3 protein-coding genes are annotated in these 3,429 nt (G+C 61.0%); 2 read left to right on the plus strand and 1 reads right to left on the minus strand.

What is annotated here, in order from left to right; genetic code table 11:
* The first annotated feature begins 129 nt into the window (after positions 1–129).
* The gene (locus ACQ7C1_RS31585; protein WP_430961199.1) at positions 130–327 is read left to right on the plus strand and encodes a helix-turn-helix transcriptional regulator; all 198 of its coding nucleotides are present in this window, start codon (positions 130–132) and stop codon (positions 325–327) included.
* A gap of 702 nt (positions 328–1,029) precedes the next feature.
* Positions 1,030–1,878: a DUF932 domain-containing protein gene (locus tag ACQ7C1_RS31590; protein WP_430961200.1), complete on the plus strand. Its 849-nt coding sequence runs from the start codon at positions 1,030–1,032 to the stop codon at positions 1,876–1,878.
* A gap of 179 nt (positions 1,879–2,057) precedes the next feature.
* Here the strand turns inward: ACQ7C1_RS31590 and ACQ7C1_RS31595 are convergent, their stop codons facing one another.
* Positions 2,058–3,035 carry an antitoxin Xre/MbcA/ParS toxin-binding domain-containing protein gene (locus tag ACQ7C1_RS31595; protein ID WP_430961201.1) on the minus strand — a complete coding sequence of 326 codons (978 nt, stop codon included), beginning with the start codon at positions 3,033–3,035 and terminating at the stop codon, positions 2,058–2,060.
* Positions 3,036–3,429: the final 394 nt, after the last annotated feature.

Raw genomic sequence — 3,429 nt, forward strand, 5'->3', positions numbered from 1 at the left:
ATCACCCGCCCCCGCTCCGACCTTTCAACCCGGCCCAGCCGGTCGGATCGGGGGCTGATCTCCCTGCCCTGTAGTAGCCTTTAAGCCCTTGTTGCATTTACATTAGAAGTCACACGCATCAGGAGGCTTATGAAAACATTGATGCTTTCGCCGCTTGAAAAGGCCTGCCTTCAATGGGTGTCCAAAGGCAGGACGGCCGTTGAGATCGCCCTGCTCGAGGGAAAAAGCGTCATCGAAATCGAACTTTGTCTCGGGCGGGCGCTGACCGCGCTTGGAGCGCAATCGATGATGGAGGCGCTTAAGAAGGCATCCGGCCCGGACACCTAGCAGCGCTGACGAGGCAGCGAGGCAAGAAATACTTTCAAACGTCGAGCAAAACCGCGGCCAGTCATCGAGACGTCCTGGCCAGGTTGCCGGTATCGACCCATTCTTCCCAAGGCCGCTGGCCCAACTCCGCCGGGTGGAAACGCCCGGCATTTTTTCTCATTCTCTCCAGCGAGCGCCCAAAGCCGGTTCATAGGCGTGCGACGATCGGAGCTGTTGCGCAGCAACTCACATGGGTTCCCGGCAAGGGCCTATAGCCATCAGAAGATATTTTGGTGGCGGCATCTTTGAGCCACCGCCCGTTTCAGGCGGCCGCGCTCTATACCCATGGCACGGAGCCAGCCTGCGGCCGTCTCCGCCGATTCCGGTAACGATCGCTTGTCCAGCGGCTGCTCACGCATCCGGTGTCGAGGCTCGTTCCGGCCCAACTTTGTTGTTTCCGCCCCTGACATCGCCGGCCGGGCCGGTCAAGCGGCCCGTGAAGCCGCTCCATCTTCCGCACCAGTCCGCAAGCGGACCCGAGAAGATCTCCCGCCTTCCGCGCCACGCCACTTGACAGTCCCGCCCGCCGCCGTGGGGCGGGCTTTCGCCCTCCCCCCTCTGTCCAAGGGAATGTCAGAGGCCATTCCCCCGGAAAGACGGGGAGGCTTCGCCCGAGGGGGGCTTGCCCTTCGGGGTGGCAGCGGGAAACTTTGGAGACAGACAATGAGCATCTACACCGACACCGCACGTTTCGACACCGGCCGCGCGCTGACCGAAACCGAAATGCGCCGCATCGCGCCGTTGATCTTTGCCGTGACCGCCCATGAAAGTCGGTCCGAGCGTTTCAAACCCATTCCGACCATCGAGGTGCTGCGCGGCCTCATGAACGAAGGCTTCATGCCGGTCGGCGCCAAGCAGTCGCGCAGCCGCACGGAAGGCAAGGCGGATTTTACCAAGCACCTCATTCGCCTGCGCCGCGTCGATGACGGCAAGGTTTACAACGTCGGGGACACTGTTTGCGAAATCCTGCTCAAGAATGCCAATGACGGCACGAGTGCCTACGAGCTTATGGCGGGGCTTTTCCGCGTCCGTTGCCTCAATTCCTTGGTGACGCAGACCGGCACCATCGACGCCATCAAGGTTCGCCATTCCGGAGATGTGCAGCACAAGGTCATCGAGGGCACCTATCGTGTTCTCGGCGAGGCAGAACGAACCCTTGCCGCTCCGCAGGATTGGTCGACCTTGCGGCTGAATCATGAGGAGGCCGACATTCTCGCGGACGCCGCCCATGTCTTGCGCTTCGGAGACAACGAAGGGGAGACCACGACGCCGATCAAGGCGCAACAGCTGCTTGTTCCCCGCCGTCACGACGACCGCGCCAATGATCTTTGGACTGTCTGGAATGTGGTTCAGGAAAACGCCATCAAAGGTGGGTTGCGCGGCGTCGGCCGTGACGATCTCGGCAGGCCACGCCGTGTGAAGTCCCGCGCCGTCAACGGCATCAATCAGGATATCAAGCTCAACAAGGCGCTCTGGCTGCTCGGCGAGAGGATGGCGGCGCTGAAGGCGTGAACAGGCAGGCAAATGCGCCCCCGAGAGAGGCGGCGCATTTGCCTTTCGTGTCAGCAGGTCATGAGCCGGACCGCCGATGCTTGCCGTGTGCCTGGCCCTTGCCGCATACGAGCGGTGCGGACCAGGACGAGGGATGCCCCAAAGCCTCATCCCTCATATTCCCTTCCCACCCATTGATTTCAGGAGTTGGAGGACAAATCATCCTGTTCGCCGGCCTTGTCGAGCTGCTCGCGGATATAGGCTTCGATATAGTGGAAGACCTCGACCGCGCCAGCATCCGTCTCGATCAGGTCGATCGGGCGAAGGTCGTCGAGATGCGCGTTCTCCCTGCGCGCCCATTTCAAAGTTTCGCCATCGGTGCGTAGCACCGGGCGGGCCATCTCCAGCATTTTCGCGAGGTGATGCGGCTTCGCATACCATGAGTGCGGTTTGACGCTGGCCCGCCGGCGCCCGGGGACAACTTCGGGCAATTGCGACGCCCGCAACTCATCCTCCGAGATATGCCGCCTGACCCAATGCGCAAGCTTGGCCAGCGACACGTTTGCCTCGCGTTCGAGATCTCCGCCCGCGCCGACTTTGCGCGTTGGGATCACCAAGCCGCGAACGATGTCGGGGCAACGCACCTCCAACATCTCCAGCGCCGGCACAAGGTCGGTGTCGTTGGTGACGAGCACCACCTGGTCGACGTCGCCGCTGAGCGCATCGTCATAGAGATGAAGTGCAAGATTCACATCCGACTGCTTCTCCTCGAGCTTCCAGACCTGAATCTTGTCGCAGTCGCGCGGCCAGCGTTTCGGATCGTCGGCGGGAACGATATGCTGGTTGGCCTTGTAGAGCGAATAGTGGCCCATCACGAAGGACAGCCTGCCACCGCAATGCGTCGTCAAGGCATTGTGATATTGGGCCTGCGAAGAAACCGAGTCCTCTCCCTTGGCCGCACTTTCGATGATCTTGGCCGTGAAATATTTGATCGCGCAGTCCGTATGCAGGGCCATCGTTGCCGGCTCGGCATCCGGCGCTGGACGGTAGAGGATCGACGGCAGGATTTGCGTTTCGAACAGGGAAAGAACGTCGAGCCATTTGAACGCCGTCTTGCGTAGGCAGCCGTAATAGAGATTATAGCCGTCGATATAGACGCGTGTTCGTAACGTCGGCAATCCTGCCCCCAAGACATAAAAAAACCGGCTTGCGCCGGCTTTTTACCCCAACCGCCCGGAGCCCATGTCTCTCAGGATGCTGGGTTAGTTGTTAGCTCTCAACATAGTGTCGAGTCGTCCTCCAGTCAACCGATATCGACGGCTCACCACGCGCTGAAACCGGCGATTTCGCCGAGAATTCAGCTAAATGGGCATTCTTCGGGAAATTCGCAATGGAATTTCAGGGTCCCTCGCAGGCGGTGAATCGGGAGGCGGGCCACCGCCCATACCGGTCGGCCGCGCTCTATGCCGATGGCACGGAGCCAGCCTGCGTCTGTCTCCGCCGATTCCGGTAACGATCGCTTGTCCAGCGGCTGCTCGCGCATCCGGTGTCGAGGCCCGGTGCGAGCCGATT

Source organism: Rhizobium sp. Nf11,1 (assembly GCF_050587665.1).
GTDB lineage: Bacteria > Pseudomonadota > Alphaproteobacteria > Rhizobiales > Rhizobiaceae > Rhizobium.